Origin of the sequence: Aliivibrio sp. S2TY2, from assembly GCF_028765525.1 — a bacterium.
Lineage (GTDB): Bacteria > Pseudomonadota > Gammaproteobacteria > Enterobacterales > Vibrionaceae > Aliivibrio > Aliivibrio finisterrensis_A.
Window position 1 is genome coordinate 266137 of record NZ_JARACS010000001.1, and the last position, 23700, is coordinate 289836.

Annotated in this window: 22 protein-coding genes and 1 pseudogene; 14 read left to right on the top strand and 9 right to left on the bottom strand. The window is 35.6% G+C overall.

Annotated features, from left to right (window positions below):
• The first annotated feature begins 33 nt into the window (after nucleotides 1-33).
• The 3 genes from PVK63_RS01220 (at nucleotide 34) to PVK63_RS01230 (ending at nucleotide 2720) form a co-directional block, all read left to right on the top strand.
• Nucleotides 34-741, top strand: coding sequence for an SDR family oxidoreductase (locus tag PVK63_RS01220; RefSeq protein WP_274439767.1), 708 nt, complete (start codon nucleotides 34-36; stop codon nucleotides 739-741).
• Between the two features lie 158 nt (nucleotides 742-899).
• Nucleotides 900-2240 (top strand): GTPase HflX, encoded by a 1341-nt coding sequence (hflX, locus tag PVK63_RS01225; RefSeq protein WP_130048450.1) that lies wholly within the window; start codon nucleotides 900-902, stop codon nucleotides 2238-2240.
• A gap of 54 nt (nucleotides 2241-2294) precedes the next feature.
• Nucleotides 2295-2720 carry a GNAT family N-acetyltransferase gene (locus PVK63_RS01230; RefSeq protein WP_130086708.1) on the top strand — a complete coding sequence of 142 codons (426 nt, stop codon included), beginning with the start codon at nucleotides 2295-2297 and terminating at the stop codon, nucleotides 2718-2720.
• Between the two features lie 65 nt (nucleotides 2721-2785).
• On the opposite strand, the gene PVK63_RS01235 is transcribed toward PVK63_RS01230, so the two are convergent.
• The 4 genes and pseudogenes from PVK63_RS01235 to PVK63_RS01250 form a co-directional block, all read right to left on the bottom strand.
• Nucleotides 2786-3103 carry a hypothetical protein gene (locus tag PVK63_RS01235; RefSeq protein WP_130043273.1) on the bottom strand — a complete coding sequence of 106 codons (318 nt, stop codon included), beginning with the start codon at nucleotides 3101-3103 and terminating at the stop codon, nucleotides 2786-2788.
• Nucleotides 3104-3166: 63 nt separating this feature from the next.
• Nucleotides 3167-4327, bottom strand: a complete 1161-nt coding sequence (locus PVK63_RS01240; RefSeq protein ID WP_274439768.1) for an MFS transporter — start codon at nucleotides 4325-4327, stop codon at nucleotides 3167-3169.
• A 653-nt stretch (nucleotides 4328-4980) separates the two neighbouring features.
• On the bottom strand, nucleotides 4981-5835 hold the full coding sequence (locus PVK63_RS01245; protein WP_274439769.1) for a carboxylate/amino acid/amine transporter: 855 nt from the start codon (nucleotides 5833-5835) through the stop codon (nucleotides 4981-4983).
• A 155-nt stretch (nucleotides 5836-5990) separates the two neighbouring features.
• A pseudogene (locus PVK63_RS01250) lies at nucleotides 5991-6220 on the bottom strand (type II toxin-antitoxin system Phd/YefM family antitoxin).
• A 215-nt stretch (nucleotides 6221-6435) separates the two neighbouring features.
• On the opposite strand from PVK63_RS01250, the gene PVK63_RS01255 reads away from it, so the two are divergent.
• From PVK63_RS01255 to PVK63_RS01290, 8 genes are all read left to right on the top strand, one after another.
• Nucleotides 6436-6990: a hypothetical protein gene (locus PVK63_RS01255; RefSeq protein ID WP_274439770.1), complete on the top strand. Its 555-nt coding sequence runs from the start codon at nucleotides 6436-6438 to the stop codon at nucleotides 6988-6990.
• Between the two features lie 94 nt (nucleotides 6991-7084).
• The gene (locus PVK63_RS01260; protein WP_274439771.1) at nucleotides 7085-7597 is read left to right on the top strand and encodes a hypothetical protein; all 513 of its coding nucleotides are present in this window, start codon (nucleotides 7085-7087) and stop codon (nucleotides 7595-7597) included.
• A 147-nt stretch (nucleotides 7598-7744) separates the two neighbouring features.
• Nucleotides 7745-8209: a hypothetical protein gene (locus PVK63_RS01265; protein WP_274439772.1), complete on the top strand. Its 465-nt coding sequence runs from the start codon at nucleotides 7745-7747 to the stop codon at nucleotides 8207-8209.
• Nucleotides 8210-8325: 116 nt separating this feature from the next.
• A complete protein-coding gene (locus PVK63_RS01270; protein WP_274439773.1) occupies nucleotides 8326-8733 on the top strand; it encodes a DUF1330 domain-containing protein in 408 nt (135 codons plus the stop codon).
• A 44-nt stretch (nucleotides 8734-8777) separates the two neighbouring features.
• A complete protein-coding gene (locus PVK63_RS01275; protein ID WP_274439774.1) occupies nucleotides 8778-9569 on the top strand; it encodes a PhzF family phenazine biosynthesis protein in 792 nt (263 codons plus the stop codon).
• A 177-nt stretch (nucleotides 9570-9746) separates the two neighbouring features.
• Nucleotides 9747-10322 (top strand): hypothetical protein, encoded by a 576-nt coding sequence (locus tag PVK63_RS01280; protein ID WP_274439775.1) that lies wholly within the window; start codon nucleotides 9747-9749, stop codon nucleotides 10320-10322.
• 76 nt (nucleotides 10323-10398) lie between these two features.
• Nucleotides 10399-11016: a LysE family translocator gene (locus PVK63_RS01285; RefSeq protein WP_274439776.1), complete on the top strand. Its 618-nt coding sequence runs from the start codon at nucleotides 10399-10401 to the stop codon at nucleotides 11014-11016.
• Between the two features lie 41 nt (nucleotides 11017-11057).
• Nucleotides 11058-11654: a glutathione S-transferase family protein gene (locus PVK63_RS01290; RefSeq protein WP_274439777.1), complete on the top strand. Its 597-nt coding sequence runs from the start codon at nucleotides 11058-11060 to the stop codon at nucleotides 11652-11654.
• Nucleotides 11655-11797: 143 nt separating this feature from the next.
• Here the strand turns inward: PVK63_RS01290 and PVK63_RS01295 are convergent, their stop codons facing one another.
• The 4 genes from PVK63_RS01295 to PVK63_RS01310 all read right to left on the bottom strand — a co-directional run bounded on the left by PVK63_RS01295 (nucleotide 11798) and on the right by PVK63_RS01310 (nucleotide 16673).
• Complete coding sequence (locus tag PVK63_RS01295; protein WP_274439778.1) at nucleotides 11798-12157, bottom strand: DUF333 domain-containing protein; 360 nt, start codon at nucleotides 12155-12157, stop codon at nucleotides 11798-11800.
• A gap of 21 nt (nucleotides 12158-12178) precedes the next feature.
• Nucleotides 12179-12571: a cystatin domain-containing protein gene (locus PVK63_RS01300; RefSeq protein WP_274439779.1), complete on the bottom strand. Its 393-nt coding sequence runs from the start codon at nucleotides 12569-12571 to the stop codon at nucleotides 12179-12181.
• A gap of 251 nt (nucleotides 12572-12822) precedes the next feature.
• A complete protein-coding gene (locus tag PVK63_RS01305) occupies nucleotides 12823-15987 on the bottom strand; it encodes a chitinase C-terminal domain-containing protein (protein ID WP_274439780.1) in 3165 nt (1054 codons plus the stop codon).
• 194 nt (nucleotides 15988-16181) lie between these two features.
• Complete coding sequence (locus PVK63_RS01310; RefSeq protein ID WP_130048280.1) at nucleotides 16182-16673, bottom strand: type II secretion system protein; 492 nt, start codon at nucleotides 16671-16673, stop codon at nucleotides 16182-16184.
• 829 nt (nucleotides 16674-17502) lie between these two features.
• Between PVK63_RS01310 and PVK63_RS01315 the strand changes: the two genes are divergently transcribed.
• The 3 genes from PVK63_RS01315 to PVK63_RS01325 all read left to right on the top strand — a co-directional run bounded on the left by PVK63_RS01315 (nucleotide 17503) and on the right by PVK63_RS01325 (nucleotide 22227).
• Nucleotides 17503-19083, top strand: coding sequence for a phosphoethanolamine transferase (locus PVK63_RS01315; protein ID WP_274439853.1), 1581 nt, complete (start codon nucleotides 17503-17505; stop codon nucleotides 19081-19083).
• Between the two features lie 77 nt (nucleotides 19084-19160).
• A complete protein-coding gene (locus PVK63_RS01320) occupies nucleotides 19161-19547 on the top strand; it encodes a diacylglycerol kinase (RefSeq protein WP_274439781.1) in 387 nt (128 codons plus the stop codon).
• 715 nt (nucleotides 19548-20262) lie between these two features.
• The gene (locus PVK63_RS01325) at nucleotides 20263-22227 is read left to right on the top strand and encodes an LTA synthase family protein (protein ID WP_274439782.1); all 1965 of its coding nucleotides are present in this window, start codon (nucleotides 20263-20265) and stop codon (nucleotides 22225-22227) included.
• A gap of 594 nt (nucleotides 22228-22821) precedes the next feature.
• Here the strand turns inward: PVK63_RS01325 and PVK63_RS01330 are convergent.
• On the bottom strand, nucleotides 22822-23646 hold the full coding sequence (locus tag PVK63_RS01330) for an AraC family transcriptional regulator (protein ID WP_274439783.1): 825 nt from the start codon (nucleotides 23644-23646) through the stop codon (nucleotides 22822-22824).
• Nucleotides 23647-23700: the final 54 nt, after the last annotated feature.

The following is a 23700-nucleotide window of genomic DNA, read 5'->3' on the forward strand; positions in this document are numbered from 1 at the left end:
TGTGATGCGATAGAATCTTGCTAAGGAGTCATTATGAACATACTTATTGTTGGAGGAAATGGTGGTATAGGCTTTGCAATGATAAAAGAGTGCCTTACCCAGTATTCAGATGCTCAAATTCATGCCACTTATCGCCGAACCAAACCGCAATTTCAACATGAAAGAGTGAGGTGGTATCAAGTCAATGTTAGCCATGATGATGAAGTGAAAGTATTCAGCGAACTCTTTGATGATATAAATTGGATTATTAATTGTGTTGGTATATTGCATACACGAGATAAAGGACCTGAGAAAAACTTAACCGCATTAGATAGTGTGTTTTTTCAACAAATGATGATGACTAACACACTACCCACATTCCTACTCGCTAAATATTTTACGCCAAAACTCCAAAAGACAGACACACCTAAGTTTGCTGTCATTTCTGCCAAAGTGGGCAGTATCTCAGATAATCAATTGGGTGGATGGTATAGCTATAGAGCATCCAAAGCCGCTTTAAACATGTTTATAAAAACCATGTCAATTGAATGGCAGAGAATACTAAAAAATGGTGTGGTATTAGCTCTTCATCCGGGGACAACAGACACCCCTTTATCTGAACCATTTCAAGCTAATGTCCCTCAAGGTAAATTATTTACACCAGAAAAAGTTGCTAGTGATCTTATTGGATTGATTGCTTCAAGCACACCACAACAAAGTGGCTCATTTTTAGCTTACAGTGGAGAGCGCCTACCTTGGTAAGCATAAAGTTTTTGGTGTTATGTCAGCGGCCGCTCACTAACCAAAAGATTATTTTTTATTTAATTTCTATTTACCTATCAAGCTTCTTCATAACAGCGTAGGATTAGACTAACTTTAGCTAAAATCAGGCTTGCACCTAGGTGCTCTAAGATAAAATCATGAAATTAACTGAAAAACCGTTACTTAATAATGCTTTGCTCATTTCTATTTGTACTCCACAGTTTAAAGGTGAAGAAGCAAAAGCCTCTTTAGCTGAACTTGCTCGCTTGGTAACAACGCTAGGCTTTAAAGTAGTGGGAACTCAGTCTCAAAACCAAAGCTCCACACAAAAGATGAGTGTTTTAGGTGCTGGTAAATTGGCAGAAATAGCGCACATCACGGGTAACCAAGGTGAAGGTGAGGAATATGATTCTGATACTGAAGATTTCTTTGATGAAATGGATTTAGATGATATTCCATCAGATAACCTGCCTTTTGGTTGTGCGGATGTGGTGGTATTCGATTGCGATTTAACACCGTCACAATTGCGAAATGTTGAAAACCAGCTTGGTGTTCAAGTCTATGACCGTACTGGTATTATCATCGAGATATTCAGTCGTCATGCTCGTACTCGTACCGCTCGTCTTCAAGTTGAAATGGCTCGCCTAAACTATGTAGCCCCACGATTGAGAGAATCTTCTATTGGTGATAATGAACGCCAAATGGGTAAAGGTGCGGGTGAAACAACGCTAGAACTTGATCGCCGTAAAGTGCGTGACCAGTTAGCTGAGTTGCGCCGAGAGTTAGCAAGTGTTCAGGATGAACTTAAAGGTCGTCGAGCTCAGCGTTCAGAGCTGTTTTGTGTTGCATTAGTGGGTTATACCAATGCTGGTAAGTCTTCAATGATGCGTGCATTAACAGGCAGTGAAGTATTGGTTGAGAATAAATTGTTTGCAACGCTGGATACGACGGTACGTGCACTGTATCCAGAGACTCAGCCTCGTATTCTAGTATCAGATACCGTTGGATTTATTAAAAAGCTTCCTCACGATTTAGTGGCGTCTTTCCATTCAACCTTAGCAGAAGCGCACGATGCTTCATTATTACTTTATGTGGTGGATGCGTCAGATCCAACGTTTAGATCTCAACTTGATGTTGTGCATGAAGTACTTGCTGAAGTGGGTGTGGACGACATTGATAAATTATTAGTATTAAATAAATCAGATCAGCTAACACCAGAGCAACAACAAGAATTGATGGAAGAGTTTCCAGATGCAATGATGACATCAACTCGTAATCCACTTGATGTCGCTAAGTTGCATAAGTACATTGTTAACGCTTCTGAGCAAGGAATGATCGAAGAAGAGATTATTGTTCCTTATGATGCAAAAGGCATAATGGGTGAGATCCGCTCAAGCATGAGTGTAACTAAAGAAGAATATGACTATGAGCATATTAAGTTAACAGTACGCTCAAGTGCGATTGATCTAGCAAGATTAAAGAAGTTAATGTCTAAGTAATTTTTATTAGACTTTATTTCTTTTTTGAACGAAGTAAATATTGAGAGTACGAAGATGTTTGAGGTTAAAAACGTAAATTATACTGGTGAGAATGAACAAGCGATCCGCGAAGTGCGTGATACTGTGTTTATTCAAGAGCAAAGCATAGATCCTGACATTGAGTTTGACGGATTAGATGAATCAGCAGTACACGCAATTGTTTATAGTAATGCTCAGCCAGTGGGAACAGGGCGTATTTTAGACGATGGGCATATTGGACGTATTGCTATTTTGAAAGCATTTCGAGGGCAAGGTCTAGGCTCTAAAATTGTTTTATCATTGATTGATGAAGCAACAAATAAAGGCTATCCACGCGTCTATTTAGGGTCGCAAAAGCACGCTATCGATTTTTATACTAAATTGGGTTTTCAGCCGTTTGGTGATGAGTTTATGGAAGCAGGGATCCCACATTTATCAATGGAAAAGCAGCTAAATAATTAAGCTTAAATACAAAAAGGCGCAAAGTAATTAAACACTGCGCCTTTCAATAAATTTGTTTGATTTACTTAGTAATCACTGTCGCTTGGTTCAATGAAGAACTCGCCATCGACTGTTTCTGCGATTTCTAAGATTTTTACGATCTCGCCATTAATGGTGATATTTGCTAAACGGACAGGATCTTCATCATAAGGATGGAAAGGCGCCATTTGCATTTCAATGCGGTACTCTTCATCATCAGGGCCTTGGAACCAACCCTCACCAAACTCAAGTTCAGTTTCGTCCCCTTCTTCAGGGCAAGTATGATAAGCCGAAACAAGTTGGGCACCTTCAAAATTAAGGGTGATGGTTTCACCCCATTCTACAACGTATTGTGCATCTTCCATTGTTTATTACCTTTCGCAATTGTGGTGCGCATTGTAACGCGCACCCTTCGTAAATCCTACCGCTTATTCACCAGCAACCATTGGGCGGTGTTGGCGCATGCTTGCTAGTAACATATAGATAGCGGTTGCTAGTAAAATTGCAAATAAGTAACTCATTAAGCCTTCAGCAGTATTCATCAATGTGTTTGCTAATACCGGGCCACATACAGAGCCAATACTGTAGCTAAATAGCATCACCTGTGTTGCAGACACAATGTATGACTCATCTAATGTATCGCAACCCAAAGAGATAGCTATAGGGTATAAAGCAAATGCCGCCATACCAAGAAGAACCAGTGCCGTTGCAAGTACCGCAGTGTTATCACTTAACGTAGTTAAACCAATAGCGAATACACCAAGAATACAAAATAGCGCCATCAATAATGTTTTACCTAAATGTTTAGATAAGTAAGACACAAGTGGTTGAACCGCCATTCCACCAAGAACAATCAGCGCCATTAAACTACCAATTTGCGTCGTGTTAATGTTTCGATGTTTTAGTTCTAAAGGCATTAAGCCATATACCGCACCAAGTAATAAACCAGAGACTACGCATCCCATGATTGATGCTTTGTTTAGTTTTAAAATTTGCTTAAGGTTTAATACATTATGATGTTGTACTTGTGGTTGCGCCCCTTTACCAAATAGTAAACAAGCGATAGCCATCATGATTAAACCGATGATCATGTAATAAGGTAGTAACCCTTCGATACCGATAAAACCGATACCTAGCTGTCCTAATGATGAACCACCGTAAAGCGCACCCATGTATAAACCAAGGCGTTTTGGACGACTTTCAGCATCGCCAATTAATAACCAAGATTCAACAACAACAAATACACCAGCTACAGCGATACCAGCAATAAAGCGCGCCGTCATCCATACCCATTCAATAGGCATAGAAGGAAGAATAACAATAGTTGCAGCAAGCAAAATTAAGAATAAAACAAACGCATTTTTATGCCCAAGACGAGCAACAAAGGGTTCGATTAATCCTGCACCTACAAGTAATCCGGCGTAGAAAGCACTGGCTAACCAACTGGCGTATTTCGCCTCAATTCCATATTGGCTTAGCATCAATGGAATAAGGCTCATTAAATAGCCTGATGCAACCGCAAATAAAGAAAGTGCAATCACAGGGATAAGTAGACCAGGTTGTGATTGAGTTGATGTTGTTGTGTTCACCGCAGTGCCTCAAAAAAAGTAATAGAAGTAAGTAGATTTTCAGCGACTATGAGGCTAATAAGTATCCAAGTAAAACGAGTAATTTTATTGGTAAAGATAAATTTTTTTTATCAATAAATGGTGTGCGAGAAAATAATGGATTATATAAAAATGTGATAAATGATATGGATTGAAATGGGAATGATAAACGAGTTCTAGCATTGGCTGGTTTTTTAAAATGTCTTATATATCAGACACGAATGTATTGCTGTTTCATAAACTCAAATTAGTATTCTTGCCTATCAATTATTTCTATCTTATTGTTTTTATTTGTATTTCTTATTTATTTGCTTCGCAAGGGAAAATCATACTTTATGTTGCTACTGTTTTTATTCCTGCCATTGTATTTTATGCTCTTTCTTTCATTGGAGTAATTGCAGCTTAAGTATTTACATCTATGGAGTTGATTAGTGATCTTGTACTTTAAACTGAAGCATATCGTTTTTGTGGATTTTTAGTAAACGCAGGAGGCAGGTTCTGGATTTGAGTTTTAGCCGTAGGGTATTTCGAACGCTCTTGTGTGTTGTGGTAAGAAATAACGATTACTTATTCTAATGGATGCCGACTGATTGTCGACACCCATTTTAATCAATCTTGAGGTTAGTTAGAAGCAATTATTGATTACGTTTCTTTTCTAACTGTTGGTTTACGAATAAAGCAATAAGAATCAATCCGCCTCCTAAGCTTAAGCGTAAAATATCGGCATCACGATTCCAAATCAATAAATTTACTAAGATCCCCGCAGGAATAAGCAAGTTATTCATTACCGCTAACACACCAACATTAACCAACGTAGCCCCTTTATTCCACATGAAGTAGCCAAGGCCAGAAGCTATGGTTCCTAAATAAATAAGTACGCCCCACTGTGTCGTTGTTGTAGGTAGCTTTTCTGTGTTGCCAAAAATAGCGTAGCAAACAGTAGCGACGATTAAGGCACCGATGAAAAAGAACCCAAACACGGTTTTTTGCTCAATGGTTTGATCTTTCATTAATCGCTTATAGCAAACTTGGCCTGTCGCAAAACATAAATTAGCACCTTGAACCATCGCAAATCCAAGCAAGAAACCAGAATCAATGCCGTTATATCGAATTGCAATCGCGCCTAAAGTAGCAATCACAGCACTTATCATAAAGTGAGGGTGAAACTTTCCTTCAAAAGCATCGTTTAATAGCGTGATATAAATAGGTGTCATTACGGTGAATAATAAAACTTCAGGAACCGTAAGGTACAAAAAGGATTGATAATAAAATACATACATCAATCCAAGTTGGATAGCACCAATAAGCATTAGCTTAATAGCTGTGGATAAAGGCACTTGTTTAGGGCGTAAAAATGGAAGAAAAACCAAAGTCGCTAACCCAATACGCATTAATACAGAGAACCAAGCGTCAACTTGTCCTGCGAGGTAAACCCCGATCAAGCTAAATGAAAAAGCCCAAAGAAGGGTAATTGAAAGTAAATATGACATGAGTAATCCATTAATAAAACCAATGGTAGTATTTTAAATGAGGTTTGCTATCAGTAAAGAAAAAGATAAGAAAAGCAGAGTGTAATGGCTTTATCCGTAGTTCATGAGTCATCTCACTGATATGGATATGTTATTACATTGATTTACATATAATTTTAAAACAGAATTGCAGTAGATCTACGTTCTTTAGTAGTAGCTAGTAGTTCAAAATCTCTGAGTCTGTCCATCATCATTTCGTACGCTTCGGCAGGTACACAATAAATACAGGCTCATTTCGGTTCAATATAGCAACAGGTTCACCGTAAGCTCTAGTTGCAACTTTCATTGGATTAGATTTTAACTCAGTAATGCTTGCTGCAACATTGGCTAAAACTCTAGTGTTCATACAATCGGTCTCTTAAATAGGCTTTACATTGGTTATTTAAGTCTAAACCAAGTTGCTTAAAGGGGATGCGAAGCGCGTGGTTCTTTTACTGTGCGCTGGTTTATATTATGCGAAGGTTAAGGGTATTTCATTGCTTATACCTTAATAGGACGTTATGCCCGTCGCTTCGCTTATATTGAAATTTAATTGTTTTTACCTATAGAAAGGGAATTACTATGTTTAGGAAGGCGTTAATTATTTCATTCATGTCAATCTCAGGTTGTAGCACCATAAACTATATAGAGCCAACAGAAGGGCCTTTAGCAAAAGTTCGATTTTCTACGGATTTTGAAGATATCGTAGTTCTCTGGGGGTATAAGGACTCAAACTGCAATGGGGAATCTGAATGGATGAGATTAAAAAATGGATATTTAATGAATAGCTCACCTAAGTCTTTAGATATCCCCCTCAGCGAAGATTTACACAAAAATGCATATAAAGAGTTTTTGTTACCATCTAATGTAGAGCACGTTTTCATGTTTAAAAGTGCTTATTTGAGTGGGACCGCCGAGTATAGTTGTGCAGTGCCTGTGAAAATGAAATTCAATAAAGATGAAATGTATGAGGTGAGTTATCAACATACGGGTCTGACTTGCACTGCAGAGGTGAGCCGTATCCACAAAACGTCTGAAGGCAAAATTAGGCGAGAAGCGGTAAAAGTATTTAATAACTACACGTACGGATTTGGTGAAAAGTGCAAAGAAGCCTTTGAAAAATCAAGGCTATATTGATATCGGATAGGAGGCATAACAAATTGTTTAAGCGCGATTCGCAGCACGTGCGCTTGGCGTCCAATACACAGTAATATAGTCAAAGGAAGCATGTATGAAAAAAAATTATCTAATTTCTCTGATTGCAGTTTTACTATTGAGTGGCTGTGTGAGTGTTACAAAATACGATCCTCCGACTTCTGGGCCGACGGCAAACCTTCGGATCAAGTCACATAATATTGTGACTGCATTTCAAGTCACGGATAGTAGTTGTGAAAACATGAAAGAGCTAGCAGTGCTCGGCAATATACTTATGAACCGAACTGAAGAAGAATCAAGTAATGGCATGGCATGGTTACCCGGGAGTAAAGAAAAAATAGAACCGACATATTATAAAGAGTTGGTGATCCCCGCCGGAAAGCCGTTCCATCTCTATTACTTTGGTGTCTCATCAGTGACTTCGAAATACTGCCATGGTAATAAGATAATCGATGTAGAAGAAGGTGCTAATTATGAATTCTCTATGAGTTGCACAACATTCTATGGTGTTAAGATATTTAAGGAAAATAATGTGTATAAAGGAGAAATGGTTAGTTCTAGGATACCAGATAAATTCTGCAAAATTTAATGGTTCTCTAGCCAAAGCTGTTCTCTTTGAGAATACTGTGGTGACGGTAAATAACTATAAAGCGTTTACAGGTGAATTGTGGTTCAACAAAGTGTTTAATACGGATTACTAATACTTGGTATTTACGGGGGATTCTCAAGGGATATTATGAATATAAGGATATATAGTTGGCTTTTGATAGCTGTTTGTTTTGGGGTCAATGCTACAGACGAAAAGAATGATGAATTTCAAAATTATGTACATCAAAATGTGACGAATCAGTCTCTTAAAACAGTGGCTTTTGAAGCTGAAATTATTTGGGATGAGCTGTTAAGTATTTACAGAGATAAAAATAATAAAATAAGCGAACTTGATGCTCGTAATTTTATGGTTGAGTTAGTTAGTATAGAGATGTGTTTAAAGCGTTTACAATCGAAGCTGAAGGGTGAGCCCTCTATTAAAGCTGAGTATTTGGATACAATAGATAACTCATTCGAGTATGTAAAAGCACAAAATTATATCTATCAAACTATTAGCATTGATTATCAAGATACTATTATCTCTTTACTTCCCAAAAAAACTTGTGGTGATCATTTAACCCAAGATGAGATTGAGAATATAACAAGCGTTTAAGGTAGATTTACAACGCTTGGCAATTTCGGCTCGAAGTGTTTTAGTATTTACAGAACAATAGTTTAAGTTAAGTGGTAGCATTGTTAATCACTTAATGTGGCGTTAAAGGAGGGAAAATGGAAGTTCTTAATCAACTTTACCCATCAGATAATCAGATGGATAGACTGAAATCTTCGCCTGATTCTGGTGAAATTCATTTGTTAAACCTGTTTAAGTTTCGAGAAAAAGCTGAATATAAAGATGGTCGGGAGTCAACGTTAACGGGTAGGGAAGCATACGATTTATATGGCCACCCGATGGCGAAGATTCTTGAAAAATACGGTGCAAAAGTGGTTTTCTATTCGGAAATTACAGGTCTAATTCTCGGCCAGGTTGAGGATCTCTGGGATTCATTTGTAATCGTTAAATACCCATCACGACAGGCTCTTATTGAAATGACCTCATCGGAAGAGTTTAAGGCTTTAAGCGTTCATCGTGAGGCTGGCTTGGCTGGACAGTTAAACATAGAAACGAAGGTGCCTTAAGTTACAACATTACAAGGCGTTATAGCGCAAATGGAGTTTATATATTGGAAATGGACATATTCATAGTTGATGCTTTTACAGAACAGCAGTTTAAAGGTAACTCAGCAGCTGTAATTCCTGTTGAAGATTGGCTGTCTGACGATCTAATGCAAAATATAGCGGCAGAAAATAATCTGTCAGAAACAGCTTATATAAAAAAGGTAGGAGTGAATCAATATGAGATCCGCTGGTTTTCTCCTTTGACTGAAATCGATTTTTGCGGCCATGCTACTTTGGCATCTGCTTTTGTATTGTTTACTGAGTTTGGTGTACAAAGCCAAGTTGAATTCATTACACGAGAGGTTGGCAGCTTAAACATTATTCTCAATGCAGAGAATGAAATCGAAATGATTTTTCCAAACCAAAAGCCTGAGGTTGTTTTAACTGCTCCAGTACCGTTGCTAAATGGCTTATCTAAAGAACCCATTCAAGTTCTCAAAAATCGGCAGGCTTACTTTGCAGTCTTTGACAGTGAACAAGATGTCCTTGAGGTTACTTATGTTTCAGAGGAATTGAAGCAACTTGCGCCTTTGGATGTGGTGGTGACGTCAACATCTGAAAGTTATGACTTTATCTCTCGTTATTTTTGGCCTGCAAACGGCGGTGACGAAGATCCAGTTACTGGCTCTATCCACTCAGGACTAGCACCTTATTGGGCTGACAGCCTAGGTAAGTCAGATTTAGTCGCTTACCAAGCTTCAAAAAGAGGTGGTGTTTTGAAGTGCAGTGTTTCAGAAGAAACGGTAGTTATCTGTGGAAAAGGTGTTTTATATCTGAAAGGCAAAGTTTACGTTTAGTGGACATCTGCGTTATAAAAAAGCGTTTAAGTCGATTATCAATGCTAGGCATTTTTAGCTTGCTTACCCAATAAGATTGCCTTGTATATTCGAACGAGTTCACGTTTTTATATCGGTTAAAAAATACCTATGTTGTAAAATAATTAGATATTGTTCGTAACGGTTTAGGTGATTTATATGTTTTTCCGGGTATTTTTTTTAGCTTTTATTTTTACGCTAACTAGTTGTGCAACAACCGATCCTGAACCTGAATCAAAAAATACAATAGAGTCACCAGACGTGAATTTTATTATTGGTAATGTCACGAGCATTTATAACATTAAGCTATCTGTTGGTAATGTTGATTTTGAAAATGAAATATTTAAAGAAGACTGGTTTTCATCTTTATCATATGAATATACAAAGGATAAGCGCTATATAGTTGGAACAGCGAAAGCAGGCAGTTATATTGGAATTACTTCTACTAAAGCTCAAGATGCTAGCGGAACTCCATTAGGTACATTTACGCCTTGCAATAAAACATTGGTTTTTCGCTTACCTTATGGTGGAACAGGTGTATATGTGACAGATGTTAATTATGAATGGAATAATGTATCTATTTCCCCAATATATTCAGACCAAATAGAACAAGCAAAAAAAGCCTTTAATACTAATAATATTATACAAGCTAGATATCTTCAGCTAAATGCTGATTTGTACAATGATTGCGAAACTCAAAATCCAAATCCTGTAATCATGACAAGACCTATTTAGAATGAACAATTAGTGCATAGCACGATTGCTATATTCGGCATTGTTAGTTTGTCTTTAATTTCATGGAGGGAATATTGTGGAAATCTGGAAGTTATTATTTTTTATACCTGTGTGTTTCGCGCTTAATCTGACCCCAGGACCAAATAATCTATTGTCTATGAACAACGCTCGGTGTTACGGCTTTAAATCCGCTTTCATTGCTGGTCTTGGTCGAATCGCTGCATTCTCTGTAATGATTGCTTTGGCTGCTTCAGGTTTAGCTGTAGCACTTTATGCATCTGAGACTTTATTTCTAACTATTAAAATTGTAGGTGCGGCGTACTTGTTGTGGATTGCTTTTAATCTTTGGTGTTCGAAAGCAAGTCCTATCTCTGAACTAGAAAATACTCACAATCGACTAGGCTTAGTTAAACAAGAATTTTTGTTAGCTGCGGGCAATCCAAAGGCAATCTTAATCTTTACTGCATTTCTACCACAGTTCATCGATGTTGCGGCTAGTGTAAACGAACAGTTCTTTGTTTTAGGGGTAACGTTCCTAATACTAGAAATGGGTGCAATATCGATTTATGCCATATTCGGAATATATTTAAGGCAATGGTTTACGAAGCCGAAAATGGCAAAGCGCTTCAATAGAGGCTGTGCGACTTTTTTAGCTATGTCTGGAGCAAGTCTGTTACTAAGCCGTCAGCAATAAAACTAACAAGGCGTTAAATGTAATCGTCAAGGAGGGCGTAAATGAAAGTATACGGTGACTTACAATCAGGAAACTGTTTAAAAGTTAAGATGTTACTATCGTTTTTAGATGTTAAGCATGAGTGGGTTCATGTGAATATTTTAGATGGTGAAACCAAAACAGCTGAATTTATATCTAAATACCCGAATGGTAAAATACCTGCGATTGAATTTGATGATGGACGTTATCTGTGCGAATCGAATGCAATTTTAGGCTATTTTTCTGAAAATACAGAATTTCTACCAACAGATACGTACTTAAAAGCAAAAGTATATGAGTGGTTGTTCTTCGAACAATACAGTCATGAACCATTCATTGCTGTAGCTCGCTTTATTCAAAAATACTTAGGTATGCCAAAGGAAAGAGAGGCTGAATATCTTTCACTTCAAGAAGGTGGCCATAAAGCTCTTCAATTAATGGAAAACCAATTAAGCAAAACTAAGTTTCTTGTTGGTAATGAAATGACAATTGCTGACATATCTCTTTATGCTTATAGCCATGTTGCAGACGAAGGTGGTTTTGATTTAACTCAATATCCAGCAATTCAAAATTGGTGTCATCGTATTCAATCAACATCAGGATATGTAGGTATGGCATAAATTCCCTTTCTATTCATCTATATTGTATGAATAGAAAGGAGAGATAATAATGAAATTAATCATCAATTTCATACTAGCTTTTGAACTTTAGTGCGGAGCTGCTTTTTTGTTGAACCTATTTATCGTGACTTCTTGGAAAGTGATTAAAGGCTACTTCTATAAAAGTCCCATGCATTAACAACCTCACCCGTTTTTAGTGTGCAATCGCTGTTTTCTAGATGGTAAGAACCTTCTTGTTCAATACAATAAACAGCAGCAGGGTTTGCTTTTCCGACCGGTTTTGTCATTTCTTGTTTATGGTTACGGTAGTATTCCCATGCATTAACCACATCACCATTTCCCAGAGTACAATTACCTGAGTCTAAATTATAAGTGCCGCGCTCTGCACAAAATTCAGCAGCAGGGTTTGCCATATCTGCTTTGGCTGATGGCTCTTTTTCTGAAGAACTACAAGCAGCAAGAGAAAGAAGTAAACTAAGGGAAATTGCTATTTTTTTTAACATAAATAATCCTCTATTTAATCATTATTGGCAATTTTGATTCATGCTGCCTTGCTGAGCAGGTTGAGTCATTGTAAATTTACCATTTAAATTTCTGAACACCCGAGTGTTCCAAACTTGACCGTCATCTAATTTAAAATCAATGGCGTAATTTGTTCCAGCAACTACTTGTGTTTTTACTGCTAAAATCTTTTCAAGTTTTGCCGAGGTATTCATCATACCAAGAACATAATTAGTGGCTTGTTCTACGTCTGGAGTAACGATAGAGGTATTCCATCCTCCTGCCATTCCATTATCGACATTACATAATGGGTTCATATTGTCAGAAGAGATCTCTGGTTTTTGTTGTGTTTGCTGAGCGCACCCAGCAGTGAATAATAAAATGCTAGAGCAAGCCAAGATAGTAAATAGTTTCATTATTAGCCTCAAATAACGCGACAGTAAAACGAGTTAAATCAATTTAGTTTTTTTTTCTTCTAAAATCCAATCCATCTCGTATTCTTTTTATTCATTCTTAATTTCAATGCATTTTCTCAGATGCTTTTCTGAATACTTACTGTGATTGGTATTAAGTGAGATTGAGGACAAAAAAAAGAGCAGCCAAATGGTTGCTCTTTTAGTCTTTTGGTTCTACTTAATTACATTGGTTTGATTTAATAAACAATCGATTATAGATTACAGACTTTAGTCCAACTGCCGTCACTGCCAGGTGTAGACGCTGTCCACCAATTTGCTTGGTAAACACCATTACTGTGAGCTACTTCATCACCCGTATTGGCATGGCTAGGGTTACCTGCCCAATCTTTTTGTGGAAGATCTGGGTAAGTCACTAGACCTGTTGCATCACAACCGGCATCTGGTGTACCGCCATTATCTCCACCATTGTTACCGCCAGAGTTTAAATCTGCTAATGGTAGGTCTGGTTGTTCAAACTTAAAGGCATAATCAACATTATTGATGTTAACCGTATAGTTTGCAGGGCCAGAAATTGGTAGGTAATAAACCATATCTAACTCATATACCCCGCCAGCAGGTAATGCTTTCCAAGCTGGAAGACTGAAAGCAACACGGTGCATTGTTCCATCGAAACCACCGATATTGTTTGCACGAGTATGACCTGAGGCGATTACTTGTAGACCACCGCCTGATTGATCTTTTGCATTATCAGGTGCAGATACTGGGATATCAAATTGGAACTCAGTGCCTCCTGGAATATCTTGGCCAGTGTTATTAGTAAAGTTGATTTTTGGATTAATAGGGTAGTTTTGATCACCTACTTTAAATCCACCAACACTTACTGCAATATCTACGGTTTCAGTTGGAATTGCTCCTGTCGCTACCGTATTGCCATATGGTGTTGCAGATTTAAATTTCTCATAAATCGCTTTTGTCATGGTGTTACCCATGTGGTATTCACCATTACCCGTTTGACAAGCCGCTTCAGTAGAGTCGACAGATGTACGATTACCATTTGCATCTAGTACATAACAGTTATAATCCCCTGCTAGTTCCCAGAACATGATGCCACCAATTTCTTGGTCAATAACGTAGTCCGCTTTGACGTTGATAGAGTCTTTATCTTCAGTCGACAAGAAGACTTTTTTCTCAGCATTCCATAACCATGGTGCCACAGCAACGCTGTCATAATGACGAGTATAAGTGCCGACTAATTGATCGGCAGGGTCATTTACAGGATCTAAACCATAGATGTTAGCATAAGACCCAAAGATACCTTCTTGAAGGTTTTTCGCATGCCACATAGGGTTAGAACCTGCGCCCATTTCTTGGCCGTATGAGTTCTTATCGTGCCACATGTTATCGATACCTAGTGCACCGTAACCACAGTTATTTTTCTCACCTTCGCCAGTTCCTGCATCACATTTAGCTTGATCTGGTAATGGAGCACGACCCCATAAGCCATTCTCACCACCTGTGACACCCTGCCAACCACGAGTATAGTAAGGAACACCGATATTGATTCGACCAGCGGGCATTGAACCGCGGAAGTAGTGATAAGCCCAATCTGTATTTAGGTAACCAATGCCACCATAAGCTGCAGTATCATAAACGTTCCACTGAGCTAATTCAGAATCCTTACCTGTATCATATAATGCCGCGTTGTGACCAACGTGATCATTCCACGCACCGTGTAAATCGTAAGACATGATATTGACATAATCTAGGTACTGAGTTACATCAAAGGTCTCCATCCCACGTAATAAATAACCTGATGATGGTGCAGCAATGGTCAGCATATAATGTTGTCCATCTTGAGCTGAAACCGCATCTAGTTTTTCACGAAGTGTTTTCATTAATACTTGGTATGATGCCCATAAATATTGACGACGAGGCTCCATGAATGCCTTATCATCTGGATTGCCAGCACCCGCCATAGAGGTAGGGTATTCGTAATCGATATCTAAGCCATCAAATTTGTATTTAAGCATCATTTCAACAGCAGATGTTGCAAATTTCTCAATCCCGGCATGGTTAATGCTGCCATCGGCATTAGTTGTCATGGTATAGAAGCCACCATCAGCGACTCGGTTACCATCAACACCAAAGTGACCACCCGTTTCAGCCCAACCACCAATAGAGATTAAGGTTTTAACGCCATGTTTCTCTTTAGCAGTAGCTAGCGCACCGAAGTGGCCTTTAAAACCAAGTGCAGGATCAATTTCAACGCCAGCCCATTCTTTACCTGTCGCAGCGTTATTTGGATCCGTAACATCACCCACATTGACTTTGCCATCAGAACCAATACTTACAAACGCATAGTTAATGTGTGTTAATTGTTCCCAAGGAATGTCTTTTACTAGGTAACTATTCTGTTCGTCGCCACCATCACGCCAGCTTGTAAAGTAACCAATCACACGACGTGGGTGATCTGCTCCCATTAACTCACGACCTTCTTTATCATAAGTTGTACAGTAAGGAACATTAACGCCTTCCGTTTGATATAAGCCATCAGGACGACAGTTATCAGCAACAGGAAGTGAGCTAGTGACTGTTAATGTCGATGCGGCTGAATTAGTTGAAGCGCCTAAGTTATCCGTTGCCGTTGCATAAACTGAGAGGGAACCTGCGGCAGTTGTTTTATATTGTAAAGTATAAGGTGCTGTCGCTGCTGTTCCAACAAGAGTGTTATTGACATAGAAGTCGACTTTATCGATTGTTCCATCTGAATCGCTAGCATCAGCGGTTAGCGTGACTACTGCACCAAGCTCAACACTGGTTGCTGACAAACTTAATGTTGCAGTGGGTGCGGTATTATCAATAGGAGTATTGGTTACGTTTACCGACACCGAGCTAATAGTACTTACCGCGCCTTTATCGTCGTAAGATTGAGTACTAAAGGTATGAGTGCCTTCAATGGCAGTCCAAGCGGCGCTGTAAGGGGAGGTCGTTGATGATGCTATTACTGAGCCATCAACAGAAAAATCGACGCGAGATACTGAACCATCGCTGTCCGATGCTGATGCCGTTAATGTAACAATATCACCCGTTGTTATTTTATCCGTTGCACTAGGGGAGGTTAAATCAACGGTTGGTGCGACATTAACAGCTTCACCAGAACAAACACCTAAGTCTTGCCATGCGCCCCATTCACCAGCGGTTGCTGGGTCGTTATTTTGGGTCCAGTATTTGGCTTTATAAGCATTAGACCCTTTCTTTACTTCCTCTCCACCATTATAAACTTTACCAGCATCCCAAGACTCAAGCGGTGCGCAATCCACAGCGGCTTGAGCATTGAATGCCATTAAACAAGAAAGAGTGAGTGTAGAGAGGGCAAATTTATAATTATGTTTTTTTCTAAACTTTGAATGTTCCATTTCATATCCTTAAAGGTTATTCAAAAACCATCAATCATCTTTATAATTGATGTGAAATAAGATTAGGGTAGAAATGAAAATGTGCGAATTTGGTTTTATAAATTAAAGAGTGACTCGCAATAAATGTAACCCTAATAAGAGCAATTACATTTATTTTTGTATCAATATTGCTTATTTATTCTGTTGCTGTGCGATTAACAGCCTGTATTAACAAATTCAAATACAGGTGGTGTATTTACGTTTATAGCTTCGCTATATTTGATATAGCAATTGTCTTTACTGTATTTTTTACTTTTATGCATAAACGTAATAAAAGGTTTACTGGTATCATTATGGAAATACCAGTCAGATGGCGTAGTATCGTTATATTGTGAATCAATGAATGTTTGATTCATTAATGAATTCCATGCTTTAGCAGCATCCGCTTTAGGGTAGCCATAGACGATTTGAATCGTATCACCTTCAATGGTTATTGCACCGCTTGCTTGTGTAGCCATACCAGCAAGAATGGTTTTAGGGTGGAGTTGATTTACAGCACCAACCATTTCTCCTTTTAGTCCCTTAAGAGCTGATATACGTGCATCGCGTTGTAAATCGATGAATTTTACGGCTGCGGTTACCGATAGAATACCTAGAATAACAATGACAATAACTAATTCGATAAGAGTAAAACCTTTTTGCTTCATGATGTACTGTTCCTTTAGCGATGAAGGGATATTGTAAATATAGAACAGGTAACAGTAAAGTAATGGTTTACAAGATGAAGTGAGGGCGAGAGGTAAAGCGAGTTATTGGATTTGAAAAGCACTAGATAGTAAAACGCCGCTAATAAAAGCGGCGTTTTAAATAGTGATGCTTGCAACATAAGTTTGCATAGTCTCCATTTTAAAATCAAAAGCTTAGCTTTGAATTTGCAGCATAAGATTACATAGTTTTGCAGTAATAGTCTGCAAAATGTTTTATTTTAAAATATGACTGTAATTTTAGTATGTAATTTAATTTCACATGCTATTAAGAAATGTAACTCATTTGGATTATTATTAATACATAGCTAGAACTAATGTATAAATGCATTCATATACTGAATGAACAAGAACAGTACTACGTTGCTCTAGTTTTTGTTTGTGAGATATAGGGTGAACGATTATTTAATGGATAAATTAGATTGACTTTTTAAAATTTAACGAGAGTGATTAAATATTATTTTTGTATTGATAAATGTGATTCTAGATGTTGAGCTTATACTGAAATTAATTAAGCGCAATGTGAAATGTAAATTGTTTTATAATATCTTGATGCTGAAGTTTATTTTTGTATTAATGTCATTAACTAACTCTAAATAAATTTTTCTGAATCTTTATGCATCTTTGATATTGATTATATTATTGAGTATATTTTTTATTTTTAATAAGCTTTTATTGTTTGTTGGTGTATTTATATTTTTCATCTTTAGTTTGTTTTAGGAGAGTAATTTTGCCTTATTTATTTAAAAATACTTGTCAGTTGTCGATGAGTATGGAGTCATTAATTATTCTTGTGTCTTTGTATTTTTCTCTTATAATTAATTGGCCAATTAATTATGAAATTTATGAACTATCACATAATCAGGAAGTATTTCTTTTTTTAACTCCTATAATTTTAACATGTGCATTTATTGTTGTTTTTTCCATATTTGCATTACCTTATCTATTTAAAGGAATATCCATTTTCCTGTTTATACTTTCTTCAATGATGTTTTATGCTGCCTTTCAGTATAATATAATGTTTGATTATTCAATGATAGAGAATATTTTTGAGACGAATCTAAATGAAGTATCTTCATATATAAGCCCAATGTCGATAGGATACCTATTTATATTTGGTGTTATTCCTGTTTTTTTATTATTGAAGATCAAGATAGTTTACCGTCACTATTGGTTTCAAGAAGTGTTTCTCCGTATATTATTAGTCAGTGTTGCTGTTATTGTATTTATGCTGATAGCTTGTTTTTATTTTAAGGACTATGCATCAATTGGTCGAAATAACTCGTATCTAAATAAGATGATTAATCCAGCGGGTGTATTTAATGCAGTGAAATACATTAATAATGAATATTTATCACCCTCTATGGAATATATTAAATTGGGTCAAGATGCGAGAGTTATACCCGCAAAGAATAACAAACCAACTCTTATGGTTGTGCTAGTTGGTGAAACAGCTCGAGCTAAAAATAGTGCATATAATGGGTATGAACGAGAAACGAACCCATATACAAAGAAGTTTGATTTGATTGCGTTTCAGGAGGTGAGTTCTTGTGGGACAGCTACAGCCCACTCTTTACCTTGTATGTTTTCGAATTTAAATCGGACTAATTACGATAAAAAACAAGCAAATAATCAAGATAATGTATTTGATATTTTAACGCACGCTGGTGTGAAGGTGGTGTGGATTGATAATGATGGTGGAGACAAGTCAGTTGCTAAGAATATTGAAAAAGAGGTAATCAGTACAGATGCTGACTCAGAGTTATGTAATGGCGTAAGCTGCTATGATGAGATATTGCTTAAGGGGTTAGCTAAACGTATTGAAAGTTATTATGGTGATCAGGTTTATGCACTTCATATGATAGGAAGCCATGGACCAACATATTGGAAGCGTTATCCAAAAGAGATGGGCGTATTTGGTCCATCCTGTAACCGTAGTGATATTGAAAATTGTAGTGATGAAGAAATTGTTAACGTGTACGACAATACAATGGTGTACAGCGATTATATTATTGCAAAGACTATTGAGTTATTAAAAAGTTATTCAGGAAAATACAACGTAGTGTTGTCATATATATCAGATCACGGTGAATCATTAGGAGAAAATGGTTTATACCTTCATGGATCTCCTTATATGATGGCACCAAAAGAGCAAACACATGTACCTTGGTATATTTGGATGAGTGATGATTATGCTAATCAAAAGAGTATAGATAAGAAAAGTGTGATTAATAAGGCTAAAAATGGAGTGTATTCGCATGATAATTTATTTCATACGATATTAGGGTTATATGGTATAGAGACAAAGGTGAAGGATCCTAAATTAGATATTATTGGGAGTAAAGATTTGTGAAGTGTTTATTGATGCATTTTTCACATTGATTGGTTTATTTTTAATGATTAATAAATATTATTTTGGGGTGGGGGATTATGAGTAATACAGTATTAGGAAAACCAAATAATACGGGGATTAAGCGAATAATTAAGGCAACGATTTTTTCTGTTCGAGGTCTTAAAGCTGCGTTTAAGTATGAGGCTGCAATTCGGCAAGAGCTAGTCATGTTGATTTTTATGAGTTTAACCGCTTTTATTCTTAATGTTACTGTTATTGAGCGGGTATTATTGATTGGGGTATTTGCTTTAATTTTTATTGTTGAACTTTTAAATTCAGCAATAGAGGCGGTTGTAGACCGAGTTGGTTTTGAACATCATGAGTTAAGTGGTCGAGCAAAAGATATTGGTTCTGCAGCTGTTTTTATTGCTTTATGTTTTGCATTTTTTACTTGGATATTAATTCTTTTTGAACATTTTGGATGAATAAAGTGTATGAATCAGAAAACTCGCCAATAAAGGGTGGATGAAAAAATAATTGTTTAATATCATAAGGTATTTAAATATATAGCTCCTGTGATAAGTTAATGTATAAATGCATTTTATTATTTGAATTGTATTTCCTTGGTCTATATTTAAAACAAATAAAAGTTATTAGGGTTTTATTATTAAATAATATTGTATTTTTAGAATTACGTTGTTCGGTTTTATAATGTTGGAATTATACAAAATGAATAAATTGAATATTGAGGCTATTATCTGTTCTCTAAAATCTGTAGATAATGTAACTGTTGAACTAAAAAAAATTATGGCATTCTTGAAAATCAAATTTTTATTAATTACAGATTTAAAGATAAAAAGTCTAATACACAAGAAGTATGCTATATTACAACAAATGAATTTTCGATTACTAGTATTAATTTGAATCGTGTTGATATGGTCGATTATTTTATGTGTAATAAAGCATACGAAGTAAAGCAGAAGTTATATGCCATTATTTTTGAGTATAGAATAAAAGAGAAATTAAAAACGTTCTAAGTTAATAATTTAGAGCTTATTATATGTCGGATTAACAAAATTGTTATTTATAGAATGATAAATAATATATTCAAAATTTAACGTTGTAAATAATTAAATACATATAGATTTTCTATGTAAATTGAAAATCAATCTATAAGTAATATAATCAAAAGAAAAAGAGATGAATAGAATAATAAAATCTAAGTTAGGGGTTACTTATCCCGTAATAATGACATTTTCCATCTGTCTAGCTATACTAACTATTTCAAGATTGTTGTTAATTATGTGGCAGTGGGATAGAGTTTGTGACGCAAATGGTTTTTTTAAGCTTATTGTGAGTGGGCTACGTATTGATGTATCTTCTTTGTGTTATCTTTTTATTCTCCCAGGTTTACTTTCCTCTATTTTATCAAGTGAAACAATCATAGGTAAATTTTGGAAGTATATATTGAGAATATGGATTACAATTAGTATTTGGTTTATTGTATATATGGAAGCAGCTACTATTCCATTTATACTTGAGTATGATTTGAGGCCAAATAGGTTGTTTATTGAATACTTGATTTATCCTAAAGAAGTAATGGCCATGCTATGGGGGGGATATAAGTTAGAATTATTTTTTGGTATTATTTTAACTATTATTAGCATTATTATTGGTTGGAAGATAAGTAGAAAAATGACTTCAAATGCTACTTATCAGAAATGGTATTGGCGTCCGGTTCTCGCTGTTATCATTGTTACTGTTGGTATAATCGGAGCTCGTTCTTCTTTTGGGCATCGTCCGCTTAATCCTGCTTTAGTTGCTTTTTCGACAGATCCCTTAATTAATGACCTCACTCTTAATTCTGCTTATTCTGTTTTGTTTGCTTATAAACAAATGAGAGCAGAGGTAGATGCTTCTAAGTATTATCCTAAAATGGATAAAGCAGATATTATTAGTGAAGTTAGAAATAGTATGAATGTATCACCAGAGCACTTTGTATCAAAAATACAGCCATCAATGGCGATTCATAGAGCTATAGAACAAGATAGTAAAAAAAATATAGTTATATTGCTGTTAGAAAGCCATGGAGCTAGATATATTAGTGAGCTCGGTGGAATAAATTTATCGCCTAATATTAATGTATTGATTAACGAAGGCTGGGCATTTACTAGATTATATGCATCTGGTACACGTTCCGTACGTGGTATTGAAGCTGTAATTAGTGGATTCTCTCCTACACCAGCACGTTCTACTGTAAAGTTAGCTAAAAGTCAAAATGGATTTTTTACTATAGCTGATTTACTACAAAAAAATGGGTATCACACTCAATTTATTTATGGAGGAGAAAGTCATTTTGATAACATGAAATCATTTTTTTTAGGAAATGGCTTCAAAGATATACAAGATTTATCAACATTTGATAACCCGAAATTCATTGGTTCTTGGGGGGCTTCTGATGAAGATCTTTATGCTCATGCTGATAAACAATTTACTCAATTAGCAAATGATGGGAAACCATTTTTTAGTTTAGTTTTTAGTTCATCAAATCATAGTCCATTCGAGTATCCCGATAATAAAATTGAACAATATAACACCCCAAAAAAAACGGTTGAAAATGCAGTTAAGTATGCAGATTATTCATTAGGTCAATTTATTCAAAAAGCTAAGAAATCCAACTATTGGGAAAATACAATTTTTGTTGCTGTTGCTGATCATGATGCAAGGACTTGGGGGAATCAAGTTATTCCTATAGAACACTTTCATATTCCTGCCATTATTTTTGGTGATGGTATTAAAGTTAAAAAAGATAATCGATTGGTTAGTCAATTGGATTTAGCACCAACATTGCTATCACTTGCTGGCCTTGATACAACAAATCCAATGCTAGGGCATGATCTTACATTAGATGTACCAAAAGAAAAACAGCGAGCAATGATGCAACGTGATAAAACATTCGCGTGGATGACAGAAGATAATAATGTGGTTGTTTTTTTACCTGGTCAGCCTATACAAACTTACAAATATGATTATAAAAATAATCATCTAATTAAAAGTAAAGTGAGTGATGCAGTGATCAAACGTGCTAATGCTAATGCATTATGGGGAAGTCTCGCTTATAAGGAAAATTATTACAAACAATTAGAAAGTTATCAGTTAAATTAATTAATTTGATATTCAAAAATAAGCTTACAAAAGCTTGGCTAAGTTCAAGCTTTTGTTTTTTAAAAAAATATTTGATGTTGTTTTATATTTTAATTAGTGCACTGTTATAAATTGATTATTTATCTTTATAGTTAACTATACCTGTAATTAGCTGATTTCGTGGTGTTAATATTTGTACACTACCTTATTACTTTACAATTTCAATAAAGCATATGATTTATAAATATATAATTAACCTTACTAAAGCTCATTTGTTAAAGCTATATCTAACAATAGTGGTGCTCTAGCCATATTAATAATATGAATATTATGAGGTGAAATTTATTATAAAAGAAAGGATCATATAAATCTATATAATTATAAGGAATTTATTTAATGGCTCGAGTAAAGTGAGAGTACTTATAATACAAGTAAAGTTGAATTATAAGTAACAATAAGAGAGGGAATATAATAATGTATGGAACTATAAAATCACACCTAACAACACTAACTAAATTTTCTATATAATAGTTATATTTAAATCGTTAATAAGTTTGTGTGGTAAGTATTAACGATGCTTCGGTAAATACTAAGTTTAATAAAATAACTCTTTTATCAAATAGTATTTTCACCAAGCGTATCAGCATTTTTAAGTTTAGATTTTTTCCTAAAATTCAAGGGAGTTATTCCATATTTATTTTTGAAACAAGTACAAAAGTAAGATGAACTATTAAATCCAGAATTATCAGAAATTTGGGATATAGTTAAGTCTGTGAATGTAAGATAATTTAAAGCAATACCTAAGCGAGCACTTATTAATATTTCGATAAAAGATGTATTTTCTAGAGCAAGTTGTCTTCTTAGTGATGCCGAGCTTAAAAAAAACTTTCTTGCAATCATATCTAAAGACCAATTATTTTTTGGGTTATTTGTGATTAATTTTGAAATATATAATCTTTTATTAAAGTGGATTTCTCTAAATAAGAAAGATATATCCTGTTCTAGTTTATTAGCCTCTGATAATAAAAAGAGAGTAGTTTGTAATATAGAATCATATAATAACTCTTTCGATTTATTATTAATTGATTCGTTTATCAAAAAACAACCAAGAGCCCTGTCACTATAAAAACATAAATATTTTGACATGTCACTCTTTTTACATTTTATGTTGGTTAACATATTTATGCGCTCAATAACCTCATCTAACATAGATGAATTTAATGTAAAAATAAAGATGCAACCATTGATAGAAGTTTTTTTTAAATCACATCCAGTATAACTTCCTGCTGGTATGGCGATTATTTTTTTATTAATGTCTGTTAATTTATTATCATTAATGCTTATGATGCCACTATATCCATTAGCATATGCAAATATAGTTTGCTTTAAGTGGAATGGTTTTAAATCAATAACTTTTGATGTGTGTTTTGAAAATCTCATAATATTCAACAATATACCGAATCTTTGTAAGTATTTTATAATAAAGAACAATTG